General features: G+C 62.5%; 18 protein-coding genes and 2 pseudogenes. 14 read left to right on the top strand and 6 right to left on the bottom strand.

Annotated elements, in window-relative coordinates; all coding sequences use genetic code 11:
* The first annotated feature begins 27 nt into the window (after nucleotides 1–27).
* Entirely contained in the window at nucleotides 28–1,224 is a 1,197-nt protein-coding gene (locus tag OW521_RS17565; RefSeq protein ID WP_268020865.1) for an FAD-dependent oxidoreductase, read from the top strand.
* Nucleotides 1,221–1,664, top strand: coding sequence for a flavodoxin domain-containing protein (locus OW521_RS17560; protein ID WP_268020864.1), 444 nt, complete (start codon nucleotides 1,221–1,223; stop codon nucleotides 1,662–1,664). The genes OW521_RS17565 and OW521_RS17560 overlap by 4 nt, the downstream gene beginning before the upstream one ends.
* Nucleotides 1,665–1,697: 33 nt before the next feature.
* Here OW521_RS17560 and OW521_RS17555 read toward each other — a convergent pair whose 3' ends face one another.
* Nucleotides 1,698–2,678, bottom strand: a complete 981-nt coding sequence (locus tag OW521_RS17555) for a LacI family DNA-binding transcriptional regulator (protein ID WP_268020863.1) — start codon at nucleotides 2,676–2,678, stop codon at nucleotides 1,698–1,700.
* Between the two features lie 620 nt (nucleotides 2,679–3,298).
* On the opposite strand from OW521_RS17555, the gene OW521_RS17550 reads away from it, so the two are divergent.
* The 4 genes and pseudogenes from OW521_RS17550 to OW521_RS17535 all read left to right on the top strand — a co-directional run bounded on the left by OW521_RS17550 (nucleotide 3,299) and on the right by OW521_RS17535 (nucleotide 6,339).
* Entirely contained in the window at nucleotides 3,299–4,324 is a 1,026-nt protein-coding gene (locus tag OW521_RS17550) for a substrate-binding domain-containing protein (RefSeq protein ID WP_268020862.1), read from the top strand.
* Nucleotides 4,257–4,955, top strand: a pseudogene (locus OW521_RS24220) (ABC transporter permease); the annotation flags it as partial. The gene OW521_RS17550 and the pseudogene OW521_RS24220, both read left to right, overlap by 68 nt.
* Nucleotides 4,859–5,551 carry an ABC transporter permease gene (locus tag OW521_RS24215; protein ID WP_326494041.1) on the top strand — a complete coding sequence of 231 codons (693 nt, stop codon included), beginning with the start codon at nucleotides 4,859–4,861 and terminating at the stop codon, nucleotides 5,549–5,551. The pseudogene OW521_RS24220 and the gene OW521_RS24215, both read left to right, overlap by 97 nt.
* On the top strand, nucleotides 5,548–6,339 hold the full coding sequence (locus OW521_RS17535) for an ATP-binding cassette domain-containing protein (RefSeq protein WP_268020859.1): 792 nt from the start codon (nucleotides 5,548–5,550) through the stop codon (nucleotides 6,337–6,339). The genes OW521_RS24215 and OW521_RS17535 overlap by 4 nt, the downstream gene beginning before the upstream one ends.
* A gap of 56 nt (nucleotides 6,340–6,395) precedes the next feature.
* On the opposite strand, the gene OW521_RS17530 is transcribed toward OW521_RS17535, so the two are convergent.
* Nucleotides 6,396–6,734, bottom strand: a complete 339-nt coding sequence (locus tag OW521_RS17530) for a hypothetical protein (protein ID WP_268020858.1) — start codon at nucleotides 6,732–6,734, stop codon at nucleotides 6,396–6,398.
* On the opposite strand from OW521_RS17530, the gene OW521_RS17525 reads away from it, so the two are divergent.
* Nucleotides 6,733–7,110 (top strand): hypothetical protein, encoded by a 378-nt coding sequence (locus OW521_RS17525; protein WP_268020857.1) that lies wholly within the window; start codon nucleotides 6,733–6,735, stop codon nucleotides 7,108–7,110. The two genes, OW521_RS17530 and OW521_RS17525, sit on opposite strands and share 2 nt — an antisense overlap.
* Before the next feature lie 231 nt (nucleotides 7,111–7,341).
* Here OW521_RS17525 and OW521_RS17520 read toward each other — a convergent pair.
* The 3 genes and pseudogenes from OW521_RS17520 to OW521_RS17510 all read right to left on the bottom strand — a co-directional run.
* Nucleotides 7,342–7,967 (bottom strand): annotated as a pseudogene (locus OW521_RS17520) (transposase); the annotation flags it as partial.
* Between the two features lie 136 nt (nucleotides 7,968–8,103).
* Nucleotides 8,104–9,135 carry a Gfo/Idh/MocA family protein gene (locus tag OW521_RS17515; RefSeq protein WP_268020856.1) on the bottom strand — a complete coding sequence of 344 codons (1,032 nt, stop codon included), beginning with the start codon at nucleotides 9,133–9,135 and terminating at the stop codon, nucleotides 8,104–8,106.
* A gap of 187 nt (nucleotides 9,136–9,322) precedes the next feature.
* Nucleotides 9,323–9,727 carry a tautomerase family protein gene (locus tag OW521_RS17510; protein ID WP_268020855.1) on the bottom strand — a complete coding sequence of 135 codons (405 nt, stop codon included), beginning with the start codon at nucleotides 9,725–9,727 and terminating at the stop codon, nucleotides 9,323–9,325.
* Between the two features lie 256 nt (nucleotides 9,728–9,983).
* Between OW521_RS17510 and OW521_RS17505 the strand changes: the two genes are divergently transcribed.
* The 6 genes from OW521_RS17505 to OW521_RS17480 all read left to right on the top strand — a co-directional run bounded on the left by OW521_RS17505 (nucleotide 9,984) and on the right by OW521_RS17480 (nucleotide 14,376).
* A complete protein-coding gene (locus tag OW521_RS17505) occupies nucleotides 9,984–10,451 on the top strand; it encodes an MBL fold metallo-hydrolase (protein ID WP_268020854.1) in 468 nt (155 codons plus the stop codon).
* Nucleotides 10,452–10,727 (top strand): hypothetical protein, encoded by a 276-nt coding sequence (locus OW521_RS17500; protein ID WP_268020853.1) that lies wholly within the window; start codon nucleotides 10,452–10,454, stop codon nucleotides 10,725–10,727. It abuts the gene before it with no gap.
* A 27-nt stretch (nucleotides 10,728–10,754) separates the two neighbouring features.
* Nucleotides 10,755–11,189: a putative quinol monooxygenase gene (locus tag OW521_RS17495; protein WP_268020852.1), complete on the top strand. Its 435-nt coding sequence runs from the start codon at nucleotides 10,755–10,757 to the stop codon at nucleotides 11,187–11,189.
* A 362-nt stretch (nucleotides 11,190–11,551) separates the two neighbouring features.
* A complete protein-coding gene (locus OW521_RS17490) occupies nucleotides 11,552–12,598 on the top strand; it encodes a tyrosine-type recombinase/integrase (protein WP_268025690.1) in 1,047 nt (348 codons plus the stop codon).
* Complete coding sequence (locus tag OW521_RS17485; protein ID WP_268020851.1) at nucleotides 12,599–12,934, top strand: helix-turn-helix domain-containing protein; 336 nt, start codon at nucleotides 12,599–12,601, stop codon at nucleotides 12,932–12,934.
* A gap of 65 nt (nucleotides 12,935–12,999) precedes the next feature.
* Nucleotides 13,000–14,376: a hypothetical protein gene (locus OW521_RS17480; RefSeq protein ID WP_268020850.1), complete on the top strand. Its 1,377-nt coding sequence runs from the start codon at nucleotides 13,000–13,002 to the stop codon at nucleotides 14,374–14,376.
* A 168-nt stretch (nucleotides 14,377–14,544) separates the two neighbouring features.
* Here the strand turns inward: OW521_RS17480 and OW521_RS17475 are convergent, their stop codons facing one another.
* On the bottom strand, nucleotides 14,545–14,859 hold the full coding sequence (locus OW521_RS17475) for a hypothetical protein (RefSeq protein ID WP_268020849.1): 315 nt from the start codon (nucleotides 14,857–14,859) through the stop codon (nucleotides 14,545–14,547).
* A gap of 134 nt (nucleotides 14,860–14,993) precedes the next feature.
* Between OW521_RS17475 and mobF the strand changes: the two genes are divergently transcribed.
* Entirely contained in the window at nucleotides 14,994–18,545 is a 3,552-nt protein-coding gene (mobF, locus tag OW521_RS17470) for a MobF family relaxase (RefSeq protein ID WP_268020848.1), read from the top strand.
* Nucleotides 18,546–18,548 lie beyond the last annotated feature (3 nt).

The following is an 18,548-nucleotide window of genomic DNA, read 5'->3' as shown; positions in this document are numbered from 1 at the left end:
GCCAACATCTGCAAGGGAGCAGCCGGAATGAACGAGATCAAAGACCTTCCGTCGCAGTCCCCGACGATCGCGATCGTCGGGAGCGGCCCGTCGGGATGTTATCTCGCCCAGTATCTGCGCAAGCGCTGGAAAGAAGCCGAGATCGTGATCTTCGATCGCCTCCCGGTCCCCTATGGGCTGGTCCGCTTCGGGGTCGCACCGGACCACCTCGGTACCAAAGCCGTCGCCCGCCAATTTGACCGGCTGTTCGAACGCGAAGGCGTGCGATTCATCGGCGAAACGGAAATCGGCAACGGGCTCATGCTCCAGGAGCTGCGGGATGCCTTCGACATCGTCGTGCTCGCGAGCGGACTGCACGGCGACCGCGCACTCGGCGTCCCCGGCGATACCCTGCCGGGGGTACACGGCGCAGGCCGCATCACACGCCTAATCAACGGCCACCCAGGTGAGCAGGTCGATGGCCTAAGGGGCGGGGAACGCATCGCGATCGTCGGCAACGGCAATGTCGCGATGGACCTCGTGAGGCTGCTCCTCACTCCCCCGGAACGGCTTCTCGAGCTCGGCGTTGCCGAGGACGTCGTCCGCGCGCTGGGGCCGGGATCCGTCAAACGCATCGACATCGTCGGCCGCTCGGCTGCCCATGACGCGAAATTCGACCTTGCGATGCTGCGGGAGCTGACAAAGCTGCCGGACGTAAGCTTCGTCGCCGAGGACCTTGCTGATGAAGGAACCGCCGACGCCGAGGGGATCGCGAAGCGCGACGCCGTGGCCGAAATTGCCGAGGCCTCGCCGGCCCGCGCGGCCCGCAGCGTGCACTTCCACTTCGGCTGGACCCCCGAGCGCGTCATCGGCCAAGACAAGGTCCAGAGCATCGCATTCCGTTCAACCGGAGACGAAAACTCGACCTTGTTGCTTGACGTCGAGGGAGTTCTCACCGCGATCGGATTCGAAGAGCTGACCACGTCCCCGATAAGACGCGGCCACCACGAGTCAGCAGAGAGCGAACTGGACAAAGGATATCTCTCACCAGGGCTGTACTGCGCCGGCTGGCTCCGTCGCGGACCTCGTGGCACCATCCCCCAAAACCGGGTGGACTCCAAGATGGTCGCCGACGCGATCATTGAAGCGGTGGACACCGCTCAATTGGTTCCAGGCAAGCCCGGACTTCCAGCCTTACTGGCACACAACCTTAGCAACACCCGACACATGGAGGAATCAGCATGAGCAAGACAGTCATTCTCTACGGCACGGAATCAGGCAACGCGGAACTGGTCGCCGAAGACATCGGCGAAGAGCTCAACGGCGGCTCTGCGGTCGTCATTTCCGACCTGTCGGATTTCGATGTGGCAGAGCTCTCTCCGGAGGACTTCTACATCATCATCTGCTCCACCCACGGCGACGGCGAACTGCCCACGAGCGCCCGCCCCTTTCACGGGGCGCTCTCCGCGGCAAGCCCCGATCTTTCCGGCGTGAAGTACGCCATGTTCGGGCTGGGCGATTCAAGCTATGAAACCTACAGCCAGGGCAGCGAACACATCGACCGTGTCCTCACCGAACTCGGTGCCGAGCGGGTGGGTGAATACGGCCGCCATGACGCGGCCGACGGATCGCTGCCGAACGACGCCGCGGTCACCTGGTCGCACTCTCTTCCCCTGTTCGTTTGAACGGCGCCACCGCAACATCGCGGGAGCACCCCCTCACCTAGACGGCGGTGCGGTGCTCCCACGGACCACGAGCGGCGCACTTGTCCAGCGCTGCGTCGGCTTGGAGGCGGATCCAGTGATCCGCGCCACGGCGGCACTGATCGCTGAAGCCCCGATTTCCTCGGGATCCTGTCTGGCCGTCGTAAGGTCCAGGAAAGACAGGCTTGCGATTCGGCTGTCGTCGTAACCTGTGAGCGAGACATGCTCAGGAATCAAAACCCCCGCCTGCTGCAGCACATGCGAGAGCCCCAAGGCCGCCTGATCGTTGTTACAGACGATCGCCGTCGGCAGCAGTTCGCGTTCGAGCAGCAGCCGTGCGGCGCTTGCGCCGGACTCCTCGGTGTAGTCGCCGCGTACCTCAAGCACCTGTTCATCGAGCCCGAGTGACGACATCGCTTTGCGGTATCCCGCGAGACGCAGCTCGGAATCGAACATGTCGGAGCCGTGGACGTAGATCATGTCCGTGTGACCAAGGTCGGCCAGGTAGCGCACGATCGTCTCGATACCCTCATCGCCCCGAGAACGTACCACATCGAATTCGCTGTTCGGCATGTCGCGACCGACCACGACGACGGGGGTATGGCCGGTTGCTGAGCGCAGGACGTCAGGATCTTCGCGCGGGGAAATGAGGATCAGCGCCTCGCACCGGTAGCCGATCAGCTCGTCGATTGCGCGCCGCTCTGCACGTGAAGGGGAAGCCGTGCTGACGATCACCGTGTATCCGGCACGGCGGCCATACTCGTAGATCCACTCCAGGATTTCCAGCGGTGCGGACTCATTCGGGTGGAAAATGACGCCGATCGTCTTCGTCGACGCACTCCGTAACGAGCGGGCCGCCGTATTGGGTCTGTACCCGAGTTCGTCAGCGGCGTCGAGGATGCGCTTGCGGGTTTGGGCGGCTACTCCCGGTTCATTACTGAAAGCAAGCCCGACGAGCTGGCGGGAGACACCGACGTGCGCTGCAACGTCTGCCATTGTAGCGCGGCGACGCTGATCGAGCGGCCTTGGTTGCTCTGTGCCGATCTTGCCCACCCCTGTTCCTGCTGCTAAACCCTCGTGTTCCGATCCTATAAGAGGTATCGTCTCCGCACGCAGCCAGTTGCCTTGACGATATTGAGCCCCGCCCCCTTGAGGAGGCGGGAATCGAGGTCGTTTACCGGCACCTATCGAGGCTATATCTCCTGGACCGCGGGGCGACAGGCGTGCGTGTTTCGGGTGTCCTGGCTATCGCCGCCGCGGTGAAGGCGGCAGGGCGGGGACGTTTGAATGTCTCCGGAAAGACAGCGACATGCATTGCGGAGTACTGCCCGGCGGCTCCGGCGGCTTCAGGGACAGGACAAGGTGGAAGAACATGAAGCTGACGACATATATGGGCGTGCCAAGGAAATTTTCTGGCTCGTGCCAATCTTAACCTCCATATGTATTGACATTATGACTTAGCTCACTATTCTTGGTCACATGACCGCATTCGAAATCGGCTACGCAATACCGTTTACTTAGTCGTTTGTCTGTCGCGGATTGTCATCTTCGCTCCAGCAGCAACGCTAAAAGCCGGACCCTCCCCAGGCCGGTTCCTACGAAAGGGACACAACGAAGTGAAACTTACATTCAAGAAGAGCGGACTGGCTGCCGTGGCCATCGCTGCCGTGGCCGTCCTCGGCTTGTCGGCATGCTCTGGGTCCGCCAGCACCTCGACCAGTTCGTCGAGCCTAGCTGATGGCCTCGGCAGCAACGCCAAGAACCGCACCGTCTACTTCCTGACCTACTACGACCCGTCCACTGACCCATTCTGGAACGACATCTACTCCGGCGCGAAGGATGCGGCCCAGATCGGCAACCTCAAGCTGGTTCACCAGACGGCTGCCTCGGTCGACACTAAGATGGTCGATCTGGTCGAGACCGCCATCGCCACGAAACCCGCGATGATCGTCATGCCGTTCAACGCCGGTGAGGCCTGGGTCAAGGCAGCGTGCGACGCGAAGGCCGCCGGCATCCCCGTCATGGCCTACAACGTTCCGCCGCCCGCCGATGGTACCAAGTGCGTGCTCGGATTCGTCGGCCAGGACTTCCGCGCCGTAGGCAACATCATTGGCAAGTCGCTCATCTCGCAGGTCAACCTCAAGCCCGGCGACAAGGTGCTCCTGCCCGCCGAGCACGCCGACCAGCCCTACGCCGTCGCACGAGGTGGCGGCGTGAACGACGCGTTGACCGCCGCGGGCCTCAACCAGGGAACGTTCCTGACCACGAAGGACTCCGAGACTGACACGCTGAACATCCTGACCTCGTGGCTGGTCGCGAACAAGGACGTCAAAGCGATCGTTCCTCTCGGTGGAACCCCGCACCGCATGCTCGTAAAAGCAGAAGACGCAGCCGGCGTCACGGCGCCGATCATCGGCTTTGACACGTCGCCGCAGGTCATCGCCGGTATCAAGAGTGGCCGCATCCTCGGCACAGCTGACCAACAGGGCTACGTGCAGGGTTTCCAGTCCGTCATGCAGGGCACCCTGAACCTGGACTTCGGCCTCTCAGCCGCAAACATCAACTCCGGTGGAAATGCCCTCATCACGAAAGACAACGTCGGAAACCTTGAGGCGAAAAACCTCCAGGGAGTTCGGTACTAATCCCTCGAGTCTCCTCGAGCAACCAGGGGCCGGCCGAGGACTTCCCCGGTCGGCCCCCTTCCCGTTCACCCCTTCCTTAGGTAACTGCGCGCCCCGTTGCAAGAGCAACGGCACGCGCTGGAAAGAGCACATCATGGCCCATACAACCAACGAGCCGCAGGGATCCATCCTTGGGGCGCCGCTCGAGACGGGGGCGATTGCCAACGTTCGCTCCGCCCCCGCGAGTTCAGGCGGATTCCTCGCCCGGACCGTCGACAACCTCCAATATGTCCGAGGCCGTGGCGCCCTCGAAATCGGCATCATTTTCGTCGTACTGATCGCGGCCTTTTCCATCGCGAGCCTGGCCTCGCCCACTACATTCCCCTTCCTCTCGCAGCAGAACCTCTCGGCCGTCATCTCTCAGGCCGTGCCGGTCTTCGGCATTCTGGGAATCGGCGCCGGAATCCTCATGGTCGCCGGCGAATTTGACTTGTCGCTCGGCGCGAACGTCGGCTTTTCCGCGATCGTCTTCATCCGCACTTCCGAGTCCTTCGGCTGGGGCTGGGGTATCCCTGCCGCACTGCTGACCGCAATCGGCATCGCCCTTCTCAACGGACTCATCGTGGTCATCACGCGCATCCCGTCGTTCATCGCGACTTTGGGAATGGGGTTCTTCTGGGTGGGCGGGGCCATCTTCGTCAACGGAACCATCGCCCCTCTCTCACCGAGGGACAGGGCACGGACACCACGCTCGTCGCCCTATTTGCGGGAGACTACGGCTTCTTCCGCTCCCAGCTCGTCTGGCTCATTGTCATCGGCTTGGCGGCCTGGATCTTCCTCCACCGTCACCGTCGCGGCAACCACATCTTCGCTGTCGGCGGCAATCAGGCGGCCGCCAAGGCGATCTCGATCAACCCGGTGTTCGTCAAGCTGATGAGCTTCGCCATATTTGGACTGCTCGTCGGTTTCACCTCCATCCTGATCGCCGTCCAGACCACCTCGGTTCAGCCCGGCACCACCAATGACTTCACACTCATGGCCGTCGCTGCCGCCGTCGTCGGTGGATGTTCGCTCAACGGCGGTCGCGGAAGCGTGATCGGCATGGTCATCGGGGCCGCTCTCATCCAGGTCGTTCAGAACGGACTCATCCTGGCGCAGGCTCCCGGTTTCTACATCCAGCTGTTCGTCGGCATCATCATTGTCGTCGCCGCAATCTTCAACAAGCTCATGGAAGGCAAAGCATCATGACGACCGCAACCACAACCGATGACTACCTCCTCCGGGTCGAGGGGATCACCAAGAGGTACGGCCAGAACACCGTACTCAAGGATGTTTCATTCGACATCGGCAAGAACGAGGTCGTCGGCCTCCTCGGCGACAACGGCGCAGGCAAGTCCACGCTGGTCAAGATCATCTCGGGAGTCGTGCCCAAAACGAGCGGCTCCTACAGCTGGGACGGCGAGAAGTACGACAACGTGAACCGTTCCCTCACCGAGAAGCTTGGTGTCGAGACGATCTTCCAGGACTCAGCACTGGTACCGGGAATGTCGATAAGTCGCAACATCTTCATGGGCCGCGAGATCACCAACAAGCTCGGTTTCATGAAGATCAAAGAAATGGACAAGATCGCGACCCACATCCTGGACACCGTCGTCACGATCGAGGGCATTAAGAGCTCCCGCCAACTGGTGCAATCCCTCTCGGGCGGCCAGGCCCAGGCGGTAGCCATCGCGAGGGCCGTGCATTTCAAGCGCAGCCTGCTCATCCTCGACGAGCCGACGTCCGCCTTGGCGGTCCGCGCCACCGAGGCACTGCTCGCCTACCTCACCCAGCTCAAGGGCGAGGGAGTGAGCTCGGTTCTCGTCACTCACAACCTGCACCACGCGTTCCAGGTCTGCGATCGTCACATCGTAATGAACCACGGCAGCAAGATCCTTGACGTGCGTCGCGAAGACACGAGCGTCGAGGAACTCACCGCCGCCGTCGTTGAGGGCGCCGAGGGCGTCCGCCGCTTCCGCGAAGGAAAGCCCCTCTAGCGTGGCGTGCCGCTGATCCCTTTTGGTCTGATTGTTTGTCAGACCTGATCCACGGTTTATCCGGCGAGGGCCTTGGAATTGCGTGACGGAGACCGAGGAGCCTTGGAGGCGCAGACGCGTGGGAAAGCGACCACGACGACACTGGCCCTGCGAGCGCGCACGGTCTTGTTGGCTGCCGACGGGTGGCGAATATCCAGATTGAGAAGATCACCGGGTTTTCGGCGCCCACGGTTTTGAAGTCGCGCAACCGCTATGCCGAGGGCGGGATCGAGGCCCTGTCCGATGTCCAGCGCCCGGGCCGGGAGATCGACGATCTCGCCCTTATCGCGGACACCCTGACCAACGACGGGGACCCGCCAGCCGAGCTGGGGATCTTGCACTGGTCCGCGCATCATGGCCGAACGCCACCGAATCTCTTTTCCCTCCGTGGCCCGAATCTGGCGACGTTGGAAAATCCAGCCACACCGGATCGAGACGTTCAAATTCTCCACCGACCCCGCCCTTGAGTCCAAGCTCGGGGGCGTGGTGGGCCTGTACATGTCCCCGCCGGAAACCGCGGTGGTGGTGAACATCGTGGGGATCTTCTTCGGGGACATCACCCGACAGTGCCTCAAACGCGGGGCATTCAGCTCCGTGAAAGAGCTGGAAGAAACCATGGAGCGCTACATCGAGAACTACAACCAGGACGCCAAACCATTCACCTGGACCAAATCATCGGACCATCTCCTGGGCAAGATGAAGCGCAAACAAGCCATTAACACGGAACACTAGGTGCCTGAGTCGGTAGTGGAGTCACACCGGCCCAACGACCTAATACGATCATCGCTGTCGGTAGTGGTTTGAGGTTCCGCAGGTTTGCACCGTGACGGCCCAGGGGCCGGTCTCCTTGTTCTGGAATGGGGGCCGGCCTCTGGGCGTTTTTGTGGGAGAAAGCCGGGAAGGCTTCTACTGGGAGCGGTTCGGTGGTGCGGGTTCGATCCCGGGTACCTTCCCCGGCCGTGTTCAGGCAGTGGCGGTGCCGTAGCTGAAGAGTTTGAGCAGGTTGTGGCAGCCGGCCATCAACTTCCATTCCCCGGATGCCTTCTCCAGCCCGCGCAACAGGACATGTTTGCCTTGACGGCTGTTGATCTGTCCGAAGACCGGTTCCACGATGGCTTTGCGACGGGCGTAGACCGCCCGGCCCTTCTTCGTTTTCAGTTTCCGGGCCATCCGCTCGGTAGGGTGGCGTTCGCCGGGATCCTGCCCCTGGGTGATTCGGGGACGGGGCGCCCGTGGTTCATCCGCCGGGTGGAAATGAAGAATTCGGTCGCGCCACTGGCTTCAAGGTCTTTGACGTGTTCCAGGTTGGATGCCGAGCAATACCCTGCATCGGCGCTCCACTTCCCGGGCGTGGCCTTCAGGGTGTCTTGGGTGTGCTTGACCATCGGGGCCAGTTGCTGCACATGCACCGCGGTGTTCTTCAACTCGGTGGCAACGATGACCTGGTGATCTTTATCAACGACGGCCTGCCCGTTATAGCAGTAGCGGTAGGAACCGTCCGCGGTCTTCATGATCCGGGCGTCAGGGTCCGTGAAGTTCCGTTGCGCCGTCGTTTTCGGTTCCGCCGCCGACGCGGCCGCCTCGCCCTTGCCGGTGGCGTCCTACAACAACGGAAGTGTTACTGACGTGTCTCCGGTCGTGGGACTGTTCCGGATCCACAGGGCTGTCAACCGTGAGAGCCCGCCGTTCACCCGGGTACAGGGTAAAGGATGAAGCATCGTTAGGTCAGAACTCGAGAACCTGAACGCAGCGGGATTCGGCATCGCTCAATCGGGCGGCGTCCAGGACCTGCAGGGTCCGGACTCCCTCCAAAGCGGGGACCGGCTCGGGGGCCCTGCCGGCTACGGCCAGTGAGAATTGCTCATAGTAGTGATGATAGGCGCCCTGCTCGGATGGCACCCGCACTGAGCCTGATGCCGTCGCCAGTGTTCCCCAGCGGTCCTCATTCTCGTACCCCCAGGAAGCCAAATCATCCACGGGCCGCTTTCCTGCGAAGATATCACGCGTCTGCACGTCAGTCTGTTCCGAGACGTAGCTTCCATCCGACCCGAGGACCCGCAGTTCGCGAGCATCGAGATGACTGGTCTTGTTACTGGATAGGTGGGACCGGACGCCGGATTGGTGGGCGATGGTCACGAAGAAGCCTGAGTCCGTGCGACCCTCCGGTAGATTCACCCAATCAAGAGAGGCGTACACCGTGGCTGCAGGACCGAAAAGCCAGAGAGCCTGATCCACAAGATGGCTACCCAGATCACGAAGCAACCCTCCCGCGGGGCCCACGGTCAGGGATTCGGGCTGGTCCTGGTCGAACCTGGATTCGAATCGGTTGATTTCTCCCAAAGCACCGGAGTCGATGACCGATCGGAGAGTGCGGATGTCCGTATCCCAGCGGCGATTGTGGAAGACATTGAGGATGACACCAGCATCCTCCGCCGCAGCAACCAACTCGAGCCCGACCTCAGCGCTCGGGGCAAAGGGCTTGTCGGCGATAACGTGAACTCCCGCGGCGATCGCTTCCAGGACCAGTTCCCTGCGAGTCTCCGGGGGAGTCGTGATAACCAGGGCATCAACCCCGTGGTCGATCAAATCCGCCATGGACTCGAAAAGCGGAACACCCGGATGTTCCGCCGTCGCCAGTGCGCGACGGTCCCGGGACCGGGTCACGATTCCAGCGAGCTCGACTCCGTCAGCGGCTTCGATATACGGAGCATGAAAGCTACGGCCGCCGACACCGAATCCAACCAGACCAAGCTTCATGAGATCTATCTCCTATCGACAAGGGCCTGAAGGCGTTTCCATTGGCCCCACACCGGACAAACAAGACCTTTACAGTCTAGAACTGTTTTGTATATACGTCATTACATATTCAGACGAACCCAGGCCTGGGCCCAGTAGTTTTGAAGGATGAGGTCCATCCTCAGGTTCGTGCGGCTCCCCGGATCGACTACTTCGTGGGGATGGCCAGCTCTCCGGTGACATATTGCGAGCGGCCGAACCCAAACGACCAGTCGCCGGGAGTGTTTTCGACATAACCGATAAAGACGTTCTCGCCCCCGACTCCACGTTCGCCCAGTCGGGCTGCAATGGCGGCGAATAGAGATTGCTTGGCTTCGAGACTCCGGCCACCCTGGGTGAATATCTGAATCATCACCACATCACCGGTCCGCTCAAAGCCGAGGCCAGCGTCCTGGGCAAAGATCTGGCCACCCGGGTGTTCGGAGACGATATGGAAGTAGTCGCGCTCCGGAATTCCGTACTCAGCAACGATGGCGTCATGAATTCCCTGGCTGAGGCTCTGCAAGACTTCCTGGCTGCGTCCTGCGTTGACGTCGATACGAACTAGAGGCACCGATACTCCTTTGATAGATTGTCCTTACATACTATCAAAATTCGGTGAATGGACCCTGATCAATCAGGAAACGCCCAAGGCGCGGGTCTTCGACTCCGCTACAGGTGCCGATCGCTAACAGCAACCGGCACCTGACAAACCGGCCGACCGGCTGGCCCCCTGCCAACATGTTGTCCCTCCGACACTCCGGGCGTCGTGGAGGAAGGAACACCTGGCACGCCGCGAACTCAACGGGGAAGGCGACGGAGGAGCAACCGTGGACTACTACTTCTGGATCCTTCAGAGTCCGGAAGAAACGGTTGTTGTCGACACCGGGTTTGGTGAGGAAGCAGGCCGCCGACGTGGCCGGATCCTGCTGCTGCACCCCGCCGATGCCCTCGCCCGGCTCGGCATAGACCCGGCCGCCGTCAACGATGTCATCATCACGCACGGCCACTACGACCACATCGGAAACCTCAGGCTGTTCCCCAACGCACGCTTTCACATGGCCGAGGCCGAATACCGGTTCTGGACCTCACCCACTGCCGGACACGTTCAGTTCTCCTTCTACTCCGAACTTCTACTCCGAAGAAGAGGAAATCGACCAGCTTTGCCTGGCGGAAGCCGACGGACGCCTCAAGCTGTTCTCCGGCGAAACGACACCGGCCCCAGGACTCAGGCTGGTGGAAGTGGCGGGCACACGCCCGGACAGGCCATCGTCTACATCCCCACCTCGGAAGGGTAAGTGCTGCTGGCATCGGACGCGGTGCACTTCTACGAAGAGTTCGAACGCGACATGCCCTTCACCGCCATCAGCGACCTGCCCGCGATGTACGAGGCATTCGCTATCATCCGGGAAGAAATCCGCGAACGCGGTCTCACCGTCATCGCCGGCCACGATCCCGACGTCCTAGCGCGCTTCCGCGCGTGTGAAGAACTGCCCCACGGATCCCTGAACGGCATGACGCCGAAACGCTACTGGGAAAACTGGACGCAAGAAAACCAATTAGCTATCGCATAGACGCTGGACTGCTAACGGGGCCCAACCATGCCCGCCGGGGCCAGAATAGCCGTTGGCGGACCCAAACCACACAAGGAGTTACTACGACCAGCTACGTTCAACGTTGTGGCCAGGTACCGGACAAAGGCCGGAACCACAGATGAGGTCCTCGGCCATCTTGAAAACATGGCGGCTGGAACCCGCAATAAGCCGGGCAACATCTCATACGAGTTCTCGCGTGGCGTCGAGGACGACAGCAAGATCGTCATTCATGAGAGCAACCACACGACCGAGGATTTCGGCTTGCACCGCCAGACCCCACACTTTCTCACCATCGGTGCGGTCCACAGCATTCCTGAACTGGAATCGCGGACGGTCTCCACGTACGTAACCGCCAACAGTCCCGTGGAGGCCCCGCAACAATCCGGCACACCCACGAACCCCGGATCATACACCTCTACGGGCTCACCCGCACCAATGTGAATAGACGTCTCCAAGCGGCACCACAATTCTCATCCCCCTGCACGCGGAAGGAACTTCCCCGTTTGTTTACAATTCTCATCCCCCTGCACGCGGAAGGAACTTCCCCGTTTGTTTACACCTCTGGCACCAAAGGTCTGACTCACGCCTATAGACGGAAAAGTGACAGCCCAGCACCGGGGCCTGGGGTCTATTCTCTTATGTCCTGGTGCGGGGCCCGCGCGGTGATAGGCCTTCCTCGATCATGGTAACTTAAAGGTGACATCGTAAGATTTACGTATACACCATTGGGGGTAGGAGTGACCGAGGCTCCGGGATCGGCGCGGTTGATCCTCGTGGACGGAATCACCCACCTTGACGAGGAAATGGCCGTGTTCGAGGCGATGCTGACCGGGTGGGAGCGGCAGCAGAAGTCCCGCTTGCTGGCAGATACGACGATTGCTCCCCGGATGGCGTTGCTGCGGCGGTTCACGGAATTTTCCGGCTCCTATCCGTGGGAGTGGACCGCCGGCGATCTCGAGGATTTCACGGTCTCGCTGATGTCCGGCAGCGCCCGCCTGGCCCCCTCGACGATTCGCGGCTACCACTTCACCTTGCGGCTGTTTTGTGACTATCTGATCGACGGGCGCTACGGGTGGATCCAAGCATGCGCGGACCGGTTCGAGCAGATCCCCTCCCAGGTATGTCATGACTTCAATACCGTCGCGCATCTGCATGACTACGAAGGCCGGCCGGAACGGCGTCCGTTCACCTATGACGAGCTGCAGCACCTGTTCGATTTCCTGGACACCCGGGTGGAGCAGGTGGCACGCTCGGGCCGCAAGGGCGCATTGGCCGCGTTACGGGATGCGCAGATGATCAAAACGACCTACGCGTTCGGGTTGCGCCGCAACGAGTTGTGTCAGCTCGATGTTGCGGACCTGCGGCCGAATCCGCACATGCCGCACTGGGGAACCTACGGGTCCATCCACGTCCGCCACGGCAAATCGTCCAAGGGCGGGACCCCGAAGCGACGCACGGTGCTGGCCGTTCCCGAGTTCGATTGGGCGATCGAGGGTCTCAAGCAGTGGGTCGAGCAGGGCCGCCCGATCGTGCGCCCGAGGAACCATGCCGCGCTCTGGGTGAGCGAGCGGCTGAGCCGGGTCTCGGCCAAGCACCTGGACAAACGGTTCAGCCGGCTCCGTGCCGAGGCAGGCCTGGATGAGGCGCTGACGCTGCATTGCCTGCGGCACTCCTACGTGACGCATCTGATCGAGTTTGGCTACCCGGAACGCTTCGTCCAGGAACAGGTCGGCCATTCCTATGCCTCGACCACCGCGATCTACACCTCGGTCAGCAACGATTTCAAAAACAAGGCCCTCCAGGCCGCATTGAAACGCGTTTACACCCCGACCCCGACAAAGGAGCCGTAGATGGCACGGAAACTGAGCATGCAATGGAACCTGCGCCAGCTCATGGCCGCCAAGGGCCTGTTCCAGACCAGCGACCTGATCCCGCTGCTGGAAGAACGGGACGTCCACCTGAGCAGGCAATACGTCCACCGGTTGGTGACCAAGCCCCCGCAACGGGTCAACATCGAGCTGCTCGCCGCGCTCTGCGACATCCTCGGATGCACCGCCGCTGACCTGCTCGAGTTCCGCATCGAGGAAGTCCGCGAGTTGCGCCACGTCGCCGGCGAGGCCGGGCCCGGCATCGGTGAGCTCCGACCGATCCGGGCGAGGATCCGCAGGCCCCACGAGCCACAGTGACCGGCCCCGCACGGACGCCCGCCCCGTGTTCGCGATGCGGTATCAACCGGCCCGCGGCCATCAGCGTGCAAGGCAAAAACATCTGCCAGGGCTGCCGCACCCGGCTGCAACGCAACCCCGGGCCGTGCCCGGGCTGCCAGCAACACCGGGTGCTCGCGTTCCACGACCGGCAGAAGAGGCAGATCTGCGCCGGCTGTGCCGGAGAAAAGCCCACCTACTCCTGCCAGCGCTGCGGCCGGGAGGACAACTGCTACGGGCGCAACTGCGGCCCCTGCACGCTCGCCGAGCGTGCCACCGAGCTGCTCACCGACCCGGACACCGCCCAGATCCACCAGCAACTGCAGCCGGTGTTCAACGCGCTCATGACCGTGGACCGCCCGCAGACCACGCTCTACTGGTTCCGCCGCTCCGAAGGACCCCTAATCCTGCACCGGATGGCGACCGGCGAACTGCAGATCAGCCACAAAACGTTCCAACTGCTGCCCTCGAACAAGACCACCAACTACCTGCGCGACTTCCTCACCGCGCTCGGGGTCCTCCCCCACTACGAGGCCAGGATCGAGCGGATGCTGCCCTGGCTTGAGGACCAGCTGGACACCATCCCGAAAGCCGATGCGGACATCGTCCGGCGGTTCGCCCAATGGCGTGTCCTGCGCCACCTGCGGCAAAAGGCCGCGCGCGATGAACTCACCAAATCCATGGTCCTGCAAGGCCGTGCGCAGATCAAAGGTGCGGCCCGATTCCTGGACTGGCTGACCCGCCACGACACCACGCTCACCGGCATGGGCCAGGCCGATCTGGAACGCTACCTGATCACCCACCCAGGCAGCGAAACATCACAGCATGCCTTCATCGGCTGGGTCCGTACCAGCGGCATCAACACCAGCCTGCGTATCCCCAAGCAGCCCCGGCGCTTTTCCTCCGTCACGATGAGCGAGGAAGAACGGTGGGGCCACGTCCAGACCCTGCTCCACGACCAAACGATGCGCCATTACACCCGCATCGGCGGCCTGTTCATGCTCCTGTTCGCCCAGCCCCTGACCACGATCTGCCGCATGCACGCGGACCAAGTCACCCTCACCGACGACGGCCAGGTCACCGTCACGTTCGAGCGCACGCCGATTCTCATGCCCGAACCCCTCGACCGGATCATCATCGAGCACATGAACCGGCGCGGCCAGGCCTCCTACGCCAGCCGGAACAGCCGCTGGCTCTTTCCGGGCGGGATCCCGGGCAACCACCTGGCCACCGAAAACATCCGCGGACAACTCGTTGACCGCGGCATCAAACCCTACAACTCCCGCAAAGCAGCCCTGTTCCAACTCGCCGCCGAAATCCCGACGCCCATCCTGGCAGAGCTGCTCGGCATCTCCACGACCACCGCCCTCCGCTGGGCCGCACTCTCCTCCCGGAACTGGAACGCCTACATCGCGCAACGCTGAACTCGACCCAGCAGAATACGACCCCTCCGCCAGTATCGCCGTGAGTACTGGCTCACGGCGAAGTCATGTTGTCGCTCGGGTCCACCCTGATGAACGGTCGTGAGTGTGAAGAATTGCGCGGAGTGTAAGGCGACATTCGAGCCGTCGCGCATATCGCAGCGGTTCTGCTCAGCCCGGTGTGCCAACAGAAAGCGGGACCGTCGACGGCGGAATTGGGCTGCCGGAGCGAGTCCAGCCCTGCCTTTCGCTGCGGCCCGGGACAGGGTCATCGAACCTGAAGCTGATCTTGGAAACTTGGGAGCTAGACTGATCGCCGATCTCGCCGCCAGCAAGCAGACTCAAAATTTCCTTCAAGCCCACCTCCGCTCCCAGTCCGCCGCCGTCGATCACCTCGAAGCCGAGAATGCTGAGCAACGCGCAACCATCAAAAGCCTCCAAACTGAGATCGGCCGCCTTAAGGCCATCCAGCAAGCCGGCGCCCACGACTTGGTCTATCTCGCCAGCAGGCTACTAGCTCTCGCCAAGGCCACCGGCGCCGAACTCGACAACACCGTTATGGAACTGTTCCGCAGTCACGGTTGGATCAATGCCGCCCGAAAGACAGAAACGAAACAGCGATGACCATGTCCATCGCCCGACTCTCCGCACAGTCAGGCCTGAAATACCTCTTGAAGACCACGATGATGGACGACCTAACGGCCACTCCCCCTGACGTGACCACCTACTACATGAAGGCCGGGACACCGCAAGGCCGTTGGCTCGGCTCCGGCCTGAGCGGCATCAACCGCACAGCTGGGGATCCAGTCACCGAATCCGACGCAAAGGCGATGTTCGACAGTGCCACCCACCCGGACACGGGCGCTCCTCTGGGCCGTTCACACGGCCAGCCGACCGTGGTCGAAACCAAACAAGGACAAACCGAGGTGCGCCGCGCCGTCGCCGGCTTCGATCTAGCCTTCAGCGTCCCTAAATCTGTGTCCGTCCTATGGGCGCTGAGCCCGCGGCGCCTCCAGGACCAGATCCTTGAAACCCACCACGACGCCATCGACGCCACACTTGACTGGTTGGAAGAGCTGGTCATCCACACCCGGGCCGGACGCAATGGGGTCGCCCACGTTGGCACCCGCGGCGTCATCGCCGCGGCGTTCGACCACTGGGAATCACGCTCGGGAGACCCGCAACTCCACACGCACGTCGTCATCGCCAACCGGGTCCAACGGATCACGGACGGCGCCTGGGTCACGCTCGATTCGCGGGCGCTCTACAAGGCCACCGTCGCCGCCAGCGAGCACTACAACGGTCTCCTCTTCGATGCCCTCAAACGGGACCTCGGCACCGATACAGATATCCGCAATCCCCTAGCGAACACCCGCAATCCGAGCGCTCAGCTCACGGGCATCGACGACGCCTTAGTCCGCGAATTCTCCAACCGCTCCCGTCTCATCGACCAGGAAACCGACCGCCTCGTCGCCGAATGGACCAAGAACCGCGGCACGAGACCAACCCCAACGCAAACCGTCAAGCTCCGACAACAAGCAACCCTCTCCACGCGAACCGCGAAGCCGGAAACCATTGCCCCTCTCCATCAGCTCTCGGCTCATTGGCGCCAAAGGGCCTCGTCCAAGGGTTTCGACCCCCGCCTCGTGCTGGAATCCACCATCCGACGATCGCGAACGTCTCCTTTCCGCTCGTCCGACTTCGCCGCCGACTGGGTGGAGGCTGTAGCTTCCCTGACCCGGGACCTGGTGGCAGCCAAGCGCGCGACTTGGAACCGCTGGAATCTGCTGGGCGAGGCCGAACGCGTCTGCGCCGCGATACGCTGCCAGACGCCGGGTGACCGCCACGCCCTGATCGACGCCGTTGCCACCGCGGCTGAAGCCCAATCCGTCCCGCTGAACGAATACCGATACAGCGTCCCCGCGGACGCGCACCCCGATCTGCGCCTCGGCGGACAGAGCGTCTTCGACTTCCATGGGTCGCGTCTCTACACCGACGCGGGCACGCTCGCTTGCGAGGAGGCCGTCATGACGGCAAGGAACGACGACGGCGCCCCGGTCGTCCGCGCGACCGTCGCCATGGAGGCACTCGCCTCATACAAACACCACGGCAAGTTCGGTTTGCACTCCGACCAGCGGGCCGCCGCCGCTGAGGTGCTGCTGAGTGGCAACCGGCTAGACGCCGTCGTCGGGCCTGCCGGGACAGGCAAAACCACCACGCTCGGCGCGATCAAGGCCGCGTGGGAGGAACAGTTCGGTGCCGGCAGCGTGATCGGGCTGGCACCCGCGGCGGCGAGCGCCGAGGTCCTTGGGCGGGGGCTGTCCATGGTGACAGAGAATGTCGCGAAGTGGGTCTACGAGTCGGTCGGTCAGGGGGCCATACGTCGGGCCGAGCGCTTCTTTGACGTGGAGAAGCGCCTGAGCAGCGCCGTGGCTACGAGGACCGCGTTGGCACAGGAAGCGACTCGTTTGGCCGCCGAGCACGACCGATGGCGGTTCCATCCGAGCCAGCTGGTCGTCGTCGATGAAGCCTCCATGGTCTCCACCGTTCAACTCGCCGCGCTCGTGCAACAGGCCCGGGGCGCCGGGGCCAAGGTCTTGCTGGTGGGTGACCCGGCCCAGCTGGATGCCATCGACGCCGGCGGTGTTCTCGGCTGGTTTGATCGTCAGGGCAAAGCGGTGCGGCTGAGTACGATCTGGCGCTTCGAAAACGCTTGGGAGCGGGAGGCCTCGCTGAAACTGCGGGGCGGAGACTTCGCGGCCATAAGCGACTACGACCGGCGCCAGCGTATTCGGCACGGCACTTACATCGACATGGTCGATCAGGCATACCTGGACTGGCAATCGGACATCCGGGCCGGTAAGTCGTCCATCCTGATTGCCGCGGACAACGACACCGTCAGCATGCTCAACGAACGCGCCCAAGCAGACCGCGTCATCCAAGGGCTTGTGGACGCCGAACACACGACTCTTCTAAGCGATGGTCTGCGCGCTGGTCGCGGTGACACGGTCATCGCGCGCCGCAACGACCGCACTGTTGCGGACAGCAACGGTGACTTCATCCGCAACGGCACCCTGCTCGACGTCATACGCGTCGGGAGGCGCGATGGCACCCTTGTGGCGGTCCGACGGGATACCGGCGCGACTGTTTCGCTGCGGCGCGATTACGTTGAGGCTTCCGTTGAGTTGGGATACGCGACGACGGCCCACCGCTCCCAGGGGATCACAGTCGACGCCGGCCATACCGTCGTGACTCAGGGCGGCCTGACGCGTGAGCTGCTGTACGTGAGCATGACTCGAGGCCGTGGAGGAAACTATGCGTATATCAGCGAGAACGACCCCGCGGCTCACGAACCTCTGGATCCATCCCTTCAGGCATCGTGGCGGGAGATCCTGGGTGAAGTGTTGGAGGCCGAAGGTGCCGAACGGACCGCCCACGAAGTGCGAGAGGCCGAGCACCTACGCGCCGATAGCCTGGAACGGCTCAGCGCCGAATACGACTACCTCGCGCAAATTGCTGCCGCCGAGGATCTGGAAGAGTTTCTCAAGACGCGCCTCCCTTCGAGGTTCGACGAGTTGCAGCGTGCCCCGTCCTGGGGTGCAACCGTGGCAGCATGGCGGCGATCCTCGGGGATCAGTCGGCTAGGCGCCCAGCGGACCGTTGCCAAGGCTTTGGAAACGAGCGGGTCAGCCAGGGATCTGACTTCGATAATTCATTCCCGGCTCCTCAGCTTTGTGTCCACAATGCCCGCGAGTGATCCGCCCCTCATTCCGCAGCCCGTTCATACTGATCGGCCTGACCTCGCCGACATGATCAACCAGGTATCGGAGCGGATCCTGCGCAGGGCTGCCAAGGTCACGGCGACGGCCTTGATGCATGACACCGAGTGGAAGCGAAATCTCCTGCAGGATCTGTCGCCGCAGGACTACACGCCTTCCATGATTGGCAGGGTCGCCATCTACCGAGACAGATGGGGCATCGATGACTCGCCCCTCCCCCTCGGGCCTGTTCCCGGTGAGCATGAATGGGAACGGGCATCGCAGTACCAACCCATCCAACGCCTCATTAGCCGGACAGCGCCACACCACATCCAACCTCAGCAGGCTGGCCTCTGGGGAGCAGACTCCGTCTACGGCGAGGCGGACCTTATCAATGTCGGTTGGCAGCTCTAAACT

Origin of the sequence: Arthrobacter sp. MMS18-M83 (genome assembly GCF_026683955.1) — a bacterium.
Lineage (GTDB): Bacteria > Actinomycetota > Actinomycetes > Actinomycetales > Micrococcaceae > Arthrobacter.
The sequence above is the reverse complement of the archived record's forward strand: the minus strand, read 5'-3'. Positions and strand labels throughout refer to the sequence as shown.